The organism is Alteromonas sp. AO-Serp (assembly GCF_017849675.1).
Lineage (GTDB): Bacteria > Pseudomonadota > Gammaproteobacteria > Enterobacterales > Alteromonadaceae > Alteromonas > Alteromonas macleodii.
In genome coordinates, this window is sequence record NZ_JAFLMX010000141.1 from 1 (window position 1) to 7,989 (window position 7,989).

At 45.0% G+C, this 7,989-nt stretch carries 6 protein-coding genes; 5 read left to right on the forward strand and 1 reads right to left on the reverse strand.

Features of this window, described 5'->3' with window-relative positions:
* A partial coding sequence (locus QVA83_RS10220; protein WP_287498436.1) for a YihY/virulence factor BrkB family protein occupies positions 1 to 247 on the forward strand: 247 nt, incomplete at its 5' end.
* A gap of 162 nt (positions 248 to 409) precedes the next feature.
* Complete coding sequence (locus tag QVA83_RS10225) at positions 410 to 1,570, forward strand: MFS transporter (protein ID WP_014977158.1); 1,161 nt, start codon at positions 410 to 412, stop codon at positions 1,568 to 1,570.
* A gap of 28 nt (positions 1,571 to 1,598) precedes the next feature.
* Here QVA83_RS10225 and QVA83_RS10230 read toward each other — a convergent pair whose 3' ends face one another.
* Positions 1,599 to 3,041, reverse strand: coding sequence for a serine hydrolase domain-containing protein (locus tag QVA83_RS10230; RefSeq protein ID WP_287498437.1), 1,443 nt, complete (start codon positions 3,039 to 3,041; stop codon positions 1,599 to 1,601).
* 200 nt (positions 3,042 to 3,241) lie between these two features.
* On the opposite strand from QVA83_RS10230, the gene QVA83_RS10235 reads away from it, so the two are divergent.
* The 3 genes from QVA83_RS10235 to QVA83_RS10245 form a co-directional block, all read left to right on the forward strand.
* The gene (locus QVA83_RS10235; protein ID WP_156078699.1) at positions 3,242 to 5,101 is read left to right on the forward strand and encodes a sensor histidine kinase; all 1,860 of its coding nucleotides are present in this window, start codon (positions 3,242 to 3,244) and stop codon (positions 5,099 to 5,101) included.
* Positions 5,098 to 5,793 (forward strand): LytR/AlgR family response regulator transcription factor, encoded by a 696-nt coding sequence (locus QVA83_RS10240; RefSeq protein ID WP_231513100.1) that lies wholly within the window; start codon positions 5,098 to 5,100, stop codon positions 5,791 to 5,793. Before QVA83_RS10235 ends, QVA83_RS10240 begins: the two co-directional genes overlap by 4 nt.
* A gap of 203 nt (positions 5,794 to 5,996) precedes the next feature.
* Positions 5,997 to 7,989, forward strand: a 1,993-nt coding sequence (locus tag QVA83_RS10245) for a marine proteobacterial sortase target protein (protein WP_287498438.1), incomplete at its 3' end; no start/stop codon positions are given.

Sequence of the window (7,989 nt, forward strand, 5' to 3'; positions counted from 1 at the left end):
CTCGTATGGTTTTTCGATATACCTCAATGAATTTGGAAGCTACAACAAAACCTACGGCTCCGTTGGGGGAATTATTATCCTGCTCATGTGGTTGTATTTAACCGCGTACATCATTCTAATTGGTGCAGAGGTGAATTCGTCGATAGAGCTCCAAACTACTGCAGACAGTACGGTAGGAGAAGATAAAGCTATGGGCGAAAGAAACGCATTTGTGGCAGATCATACACCGGATGATTTAAGGCACTAATGCTTAAACTATCTGAGGCGCATGCACTATCTAGCAGCGCCTTCCTCACCATCAATTTTTAGCATCTTTACGAGCATTTCTTTTCATTTTACCTATATCTGAATTTGCCTCATATTCGCGCCGCGAAATTATCTTCTCTTTCCTTTGATGTAAGGCATTACCTTGGACAACACCCTTATCCCGCCAGCCAAAGCGCGGGTTTCTGTTCCCGTTATTGCGCTGGGTATGTACGCAGTTGCGTCTGGCTATTTGATGAGTCTGATCCCACTAATGCTCAGCCATTACAACCTAGACACGGCTATCGCCAGTTGGCTGGCTAGCAGCTTTTACGCTGGACTACTAGTGGGTGCCCTTAGTATTGAACCGTTGGTCACCCGCGTTGGGTACAAGCACGGTTTTGCGCTGTGTTTAGGCGTATTATTACTAACTATTGTAGTAATGCCTTTATTTGCTCACACCGCGGTTTGGCTTGTGGCTCGGTTAGTGGCTGGCGTTGCTGTAGCGGGTGTATTTGTTATCGTAGAGTCGTGGCTTTTACACGGCGACGAAGCCGATAGAGCCAAACGTTTAGGTTTGTACATGGGCGCACTTTACGGGGGAAGTTCTTTAGGTCAGTTAGGTATTGGCGCTATTGGCGTAGGCGGCATGCTTCCTTTTGCTGCCATTTTCACCATGTTGATTTTAGCCATTGGCGTACTTTTGTTTGCAAAGAGCGAGCAGCCTGAAGCTTCCCACAGTACGCCACTGTCGCTAAAGCAAATATCGAAACTAAATCATGCCGCAATTATTGGTTGCATAGTGTCAGGCTTAACTCTAGGTGCCATTTACGGCTTAATGCCCCTTGAACTATTAAACCGGGGCATTGCTCATGACGATTTGGGTAGCTTAATGGCCTTAATTATTTTAGGCGCTATGGCAGTTCAACCTTTAATTCCTGCGCTATCCAAGTACTTAGGCCGCACGTTACTCATGGCGCTATTTTGTTTACTAGGTGTCGCCGCCATAACATTAACCGCAGCGGTTAGTGGTATATACGCTTTGGGAGCAGGTCTGTTTCTATTAGGGATGGCAATATTTGCCCTATACCCAGTGGCAATAAATCTGGCCTGCGACAAGCTCGATGCTAGCTTCATTGTATGCGCCACACAGGTCATGCTTTTCAGCTACAGCGTGGGTTCAGTAGTAGGCCCACTCATTGCCGATAACTTTTTAGTAGGCCCTCAAGGATTGATGGGCTACTTATTTGCGTGCTTACTTGCTACCAGTATTTATATGTTGATAGCCAGTGTTAAAACGAAAGGTCGTGCTATGGCAGGCGAGTAACTCACTCGCCTTGTCCATCTTACTGCCCCTATTGTGGGGCAGATTCAAAATACGACACCTTATCGCTTCCTTTTCGCGACACTTTCAGCCGCTTTTTACCGCTTACTGTTTCAAGAGAAAGTCGGTTTGGATAGCCTTCCACACCAAATTCTCCGTCAGCAAGGTAAACAAGCTCCCCACTTTCGATATGACTCCACAGCAACAGTCTTCCTTGGTAGAAAAGCTGGTTATTCTGCTTGCTGATTTCGATGGTTTCTCCAAAACCTGCGAGGTATTTACCTTCAAAGTCATTTAACAGTTTAAGGGGAATCTGTTGCTTTACCACGGGTAAGCTTTTCTTCCAGTCGAGCTTTTCCACAACCGTTGCAATAACTGTTTCAATAACCGGAATTCGAGCAGGGTTGCCGCCGTTACCGAATATAGCGATACCTCTACCATCGCGCATTGTGCCCATGATTTGCCCTCCTGTTCCCGTGTTTGAACCACCATGAGAGAACCACTCTAGGTTGCCTTTAGCCTCAAGACGCATCCAGCCTAGTCCCCAACCACCTACAACATCGAGGGTTTCAATTTGAGTAGTATTACGCGCCACTGCTTGCGAGATTACCTTTGTCTCATCGCCATTTAGTGCTCTTTGCATTTCGATAATCAATGTTGCCATATCAAGAGCATTACTCCACATTCCCGAAGGCGCGATTTGCGGGCAAATTGGATATCCAGATTGGATCACGCTCAAATCGTCGTGGTGAACGCTTGCCACATTTTGCAAAAATAGCGGGCTGTCAGGTTGATACATTGTGGTGTTAACCATGTTAAGCGGCTTAAATAGCATTTCTTCTGCTAATTCAGGCAATGTCTTTCCAGTTAGATCTTCCAGCGCAATTTGCACAATAACGTAGCCACCGCCGCTATACGACCAACTTTCACCAGGCTTAAATGCTAAGCTAATGGGCGAGTCATAACGAGGTACGTTTACTCCGTTTAGGCTATCGATAGCTGTTGGCACAGCGTCTCCTTTATAAAAGTCAGCAAACCCACTTTGTGTGGTGCCCGCAGTGTGGCTGAGCAACCGACGAAAAGTAATTTCCTCTGGGTTGGGAAACTGCTCTTTTTGCAGTGTCCAGCGGGTGAGATACTTAGCTACAGAGTCGTCTAAACTAAGCTTGCCTTGCTCTTCGAGCATAGCCGCTAGTAGCGCGGTAACCGGCTTGGAAATAGAAGCTGTAGAAAAGGCCGTTGACTGGTTAATAGAATCACCTGAACCGAACACCTTTTCCCCAGCTGTGGCGGAATAGACAACATTGAAGTCGTCGATTACCGCGACGCTTACGCCACTTAATTTGTATTCTTTTAAGAGCTCGTTGAGTTCTGCTTGAGACAACAGTTGGTTGTCATTTGCGTGGGCTATTTCAAGTGGCGCATACCACAATAGTAAAAGGGTAAAAGCTACTAGTTTATTAATGGGTGTCATACATTACTCTCCGTATAAATTTCAGCCAAATGTAGCGTCAATTATTCGGTTTACGGCAACCTATTTCCTGAACTGCATCAGGCATTCCCCAAGTGCATTACTTCGACTTCATTAACAGTTAAAAACTGTGTACTGTGTTAACAATAACAACACACAACACGCCCTAACTTCCCGTGCAAAAACTCAATTGGTTCTACTTAATGCTTATGACAATGCTCATTTGGGGCGTTGTACTTTTGCACGAACAGCCCACCCATTCACCGACATTTCCTTCTCAGGTCAGCATCCTCTATTCTGGGCAAGAGGAAGTACCAGCGGAGAACGACCCTCGATGGCGGGCTCATTCCCAGTCGGATATCGAACTGTCTAATGAAGTAAGGTGGCTCAAGTTCACACTTGCGTTCAACGCAACATCAAATGGGTCACAAGGTGTACAACAAACCGAGAGTGCGCCTAAAGGCTTGTTTGTTTCTATACTTGGCGCGTTTTCTGTTTATTTGAACGGCTATCACATTGGTGATAACGGCATGCCTGCAACAGCCGAGAGCAAAGAATTGCCAGGTGAGATAGACAGTATATTCATACTACCTTCACAGTACCTGAATACTGGTGATAACACGGTGATGGTAAGGCTGAGCAGCGAGTTTCGTCCAGATACCGCGCAAAGTAGTGGATTTTGGGTATTTGCAGACGACTTCGAAACTCTTGCCGCCATTAATGAGTGGCGTATACGATTACCCTTAATGATGCTAAGTGGCTTGGTTCTTGTCGCCATGTATTCATTTGTGGTGTACTTTTCATCGCTCAAAGAGCCTGCATACCTGTGGTTTAGCTGCCTATGTACCATGCTGATTCTATTAATCTTGGCCGAGTCATGGCGAGGTCTATTCGGTTACAGCTACCAGTGGCACATCCTTAGAATGGAAATCGTCCTTGGATTAACCCTTGTTATCAGCCTGGTGCTACCGCTCTTTTTCCTGTCTTTCTTCCGCTATTCAAAAACTTGGGTTATCAGTACCTTGCTTGTGTTGGTTATGGCTAGTTGTGGGGTACTGCTATATTTCGATGGTTACGATTACCGCAGCTTTTTGTTGTTCAGTGTGTCTTTGCTCATTAGCTTTATTATTGGTGTGGCCAGTATTTATAAACGGAAGAAGTACGCGTGGTTAATGACCATGGGAATAGTGGTATTTGTTTCACCCGTTCTCATAAACCGGTTTTCGTTTATGGACCAATATTTCTTTGTTTCGTTTAGTGGCTTAGCGCTTTTATTACTACTCGTGCTAAGCCAAACCCATGCTGAGAGACAGCGTGCACTTACGCAGTCAACGCTTACCACCCAGCGTCTGCAGCTTGAGCTTATAAAGAAACAGCTACAGCCTCACTTTATTCTCAATACCCTAACCGCAATTGAAGAGTGGATTGAAATCGCCCCTAAAGAAGCCATTGGGTTTATTCAGGCATTAGCATCGGAGTTTCGCCAAATGGCCAGCTTAAGCGATAGAGCCTTAATTGCTTTACAGCAGGAAGTCGCCCTTTGTGAAAGTCACCTTAAAATTATGGGATACCGCTTCGACGCCCACTTCTCACTGCAAAAGCCGGAGATGTCAGAAAACAAAGGGCAGCAGCTTATTCCTCCCGGAGTATTACTCACCCTCATAGAAAATGCGTTTAGCCACAACAGATACGGCTCGGGAGAGTATCAATTTAGTCTTAGCTTTTCTGAACAACAAGAGGATGAAGCACAGGGTGTGTCCGTAGAGAATGCCAAGCATGATAAGAATAAAAGACCTTCAACTACCTTGCTGTTTAAAGCTCAGCTTACTCAACACTATTCTTACCAGACATCAGCATTAGAGAATAAAGAAGGAACCGGTGTTGGCACCAAGTACATTAAAGCCCGGCTCACAGAAGCGTTTGGTAATAACTGGAAGCTAGTGGAATTTATTGAAGATAAGTATTGGGTAACTAAGCTCACATTTCCAACAACGTTCGTTTCGGGTGAGCAAAGTAACGCGCACGCCGAGCAGACCGAACAAATCACCTTACAAACGCTATGATGAATATTACCCTAGTAGAAGATGAACCCATGGTTGCCAAACGACTTGCTCGTTTTATCGACCAGTGTACCGACGATAAAACCACTATTCATCGCTTTTCCAACCTCGATGATGCAGAAGAGCATTTGTCTAACCGCGACACAGACCTGCTTTTTCTAGATTTGAATTTGCATGGAAAAGACGGTTTTTCATTAATTCATCAACAGCTTGCCGCCCCTTATCACACCGTGGTGGTTTCAGCGAATACCGACAGGGCTTTAGAAGCGTTTGAGCTTGGCGTACTCGATTTTATTGGTAAGCCATTTACTCAAGAAAGAATAAGTAAAGCGATGGAACGTTTTTCTCTGCATCAATTCAAGGGCCAATGTCAGCGGTTGTCATATCGCAAAAACAATGTACTCTGTTTTCTTCAAGTTGATGATATTCAATTCATTCAAGCCGCTGGGCACTACAGTGAAATAACCACTAAAGACAATCAAACCATATTGCATGACAAGCACTTAGACAGGTTAATGCAAATTCTACCTCAAGGATTTATGCGAGTTCATCGCTCTTATGCGTTACCTCTTGATGAAGTTAAGCATATTGAACAACACTCAGGTGCGAAGTACATTGCACACCTGCACTCTGGTGCGAGTGTTCCAGTAGGAAGAACTAAATTCAGTACGCTGGTTGATGCTCTGGGCCAGTAAAGCAAAAGTACAAACTGCATACTTTTTTCGTTATTCCTATATCTCGGGACTTCAGCGACCATCTTGCTTCAACCAACAAATGACTAATTTCTAAAATCTGCTATTCGCCACCATTGCCCATTAAATTGCCATAATCTTTGTTCACAATTCGCCCTATTCAGGGCGTTTAATGGTAAGTATCGATACTAAAGCGAGCTTACCTGATGCTATTTTCCAAAACACCCAAACGGGATTATTTAACACCTTCCAATACTCACAAACCTTGGTTTAGGGAACGGCAACATGTAACTCAGCCGCGTAATCACAGGTTGCTTATCCTTACTTCCTTCCTGTGCTTTTTGCTTGGTGTAGTAGTTAGCCCGCTAAGTCGCGCTGAGTCTGGCGAATTGATGCTGCAAAGCGTAGACGGTGAGTCTTCCCCCGCTCTTTTGCATTCAACTGACGTGGATTTACAGGTGAATGGCATGATTGCGCACGTTACCTACTCTCAAAAATTCACTAACACCAGTAATGAATGGAAGCATGCCGTTTACACCTTTCCGCTTAATGAAAACGCGGCGATTAACAGTATGGAAATGCGTATAGGAGACAGAATAATCCGGGGTCAAATTAAGCCGAAGGCAGAAGCGAAAGAAGCATTTGAAGCGGCCAAAAAAGCGGGAAAGAAATCCAGTTTAACAGAGCAACAACGCCCAAATTTATTCACCCAGCAGGTCGCGAATATAGCGCCAGGTGAGGAAATAACGGTGACACTTCAGTATGTACAACAAGTAGACTACCGCGATGGTAAATTTACTTTTCACTTGCCTACTACGCTCACTCCTCGCTATTCGCCCGGCACTCCGCTAAATCAGCTTAATGAGAATATAGAGGCTGAAATATCAGGTACAGGTTGGGGAGAACCCACAGATCAGGTACCCGATGCCAGATCTATCACGCCTTATATGAGAGAAGGCAATGGAGGCCCGCAACTTACGTTCAACGCAACACTAAATACTGGTTTAACGCTTAATAGCGTCACTAGCAGAAATCACCGTGTGAATTGGTCAGAATCCACAGGTAATTATCTTGTCACCTTTAATCAAAGCAATATCAAAATGGACAGAGACATTTGGCTAGAGTGGCAGCCTTCGCCCTCTAGTGCACCACAAGCAGCTATTTTCACTGAATTGAAAGGTCAGCATGACTACGCCCTTGTTATGCTAATGCCGCCACAAGTGAAGAGCCAAGATTTACAGGATTTTGATCGCGATATCACCTTCGTTATCGACACGTCAGGCTCTATGGGAGGTCGCCCGATTGTGGACGCAAAAGAGAGTTTACAATTAGCGATAGACCGCTTGAGTGAGAAAGACCGATTTAATGTTGTTGCATTTAACAATGATACCACGCGTTTGTTTGAAACCTCCGTAGAGGGAACAACACGAAACAAGCAATATGCGAGGGATTTTGTAAAGCACCTCAATGCAGGGGGCGGCACTGAAATGGCGCCAGCGCTTAATGCCGCACTTAAGCGCACGACAACTAAAGATTTTATAAAACAAGTTGTCTTTATTACCGATGGTGCGGTAGGCAATGAAGCTGCATTGTTCTCGCAAATAAAGAACGAACTGGGTGATGCGCGCCTTTTTACAGTAGGCATAGGCAGCGCGCCTAATAGCTATTTTATGACCCGAGCCGCTCAGTTTGGTCGCGGAAGCTATGTATTTGTTAGCAATACGGCAGATATTAAACAGCAAATGGATAGCTTGCTTTATAAATTAGAAAGCCCTGTGTTGAGTGATTTAAGCCTCAATCTTCCGGCTGGCTATGCACAGTCAGCAGAGATTTACCCTTCTAAAATCCCTGATTTATACGCGGGTGTTCCTTTGCTTTTGAATGTGAAACTGCCTCATAACGCCGATACAAGCGGAAAAATAACCCTTCAAGGCACACTAGTAGACAAGCAGGGCACCGCTCGCGAGTGGACCCGTTCGGTAGCAATATCGCCAACGTCGACAGGTTCTACTCAACACCTTGGCGTAGCGACTGCGTGGGCAAGAAAGAAAGTGGCGGCGTTAATGGATGAAAAAGCGTTAGGGCGAAATGTAGATGAAGTAAAACAAGACATTCTTGCTGTAGCCCTGCCCCATAAACTTATAACGGAGTTCACCAGCTTCGTTGCTATTGAAGAAAAAATAGCAAATACACAGCGCA